At 67.4% G+C, this 549-nt stretch carries 2 pseudogenes; both read left to right on the top strand.

The features are described from left to right. A pseudogene (locus tag F6Q13_RS20010) lies at positions 1-164 on the top strand (2-keto-4-pentenoate hydratase); the annotation flags it as partial. Then, positions 161-549: pseudogene (locus F6Q13_RS20005) on the top strand (acetaldehyde dehydrogenase); the annotation flags it as partial. The pseudogenes F6Q13_RS20010 and F6Q13_RS20005, both read left to right, overlap by 4 nt.

Here is a 549-nt window from a genome sequence, read left to right as displayed (position 1 = left end):
TGGCCCGCACCGCCCAGGACAACGGCTCCCCGTTGCGCGCCGGCCAGATTGTGCTCTCCGGTGCGCTGGGCCCCATGGTCCCGGTCCGCCCGGGCAGCAGTTACGCGGCCGAAATTGACAGAATCGGTTCGGTCGCGGTGTCTTTCGCAGAGGTGACGCCATGACACGCACCAAGGTCGCCGTCATCGGCTCGGGCAATATCGGCACGGACCTGATGATCAAGGTACTGCGGCTGTCGGAGCACCTCGAGATGGGCGCGATGGTCGGCATCGACCCGGACTCCGACGGCCTGCGCCGGGCTCAGCGGCTCGGTGTGCCGACCACCGCGCACGGTGTACGAGGCCTAGTTGCGATGCAGGAGTTCGACGATATCGCCGTGATTTTCGACGCGACATCGGCCACCGCGCACCTCGACAACGCGCGGCTGCTGGCACCACACGGTAAGGCGCTGGTCGACCTCACCCCCGCCGCGATCGGCCCGTTCGTGGTGCCGGCCGTCAACCTCCACGAACACCTCGAGAGGCGCAACGTCAACATGGTGACCTGCGG

The organism is Mycobacterium sp., from assembly GCF_008709575.1.
Lineage (GTDB): Bacteria > Actinomycetota > Actinomycetes > Mycobacteriales > Mycobacteriaceae > Mycobacterium.
Note: the sequence above shows the minus strand (reverse complement) of the source record. Positions and strands in the feature narration are given on the sequence as shown.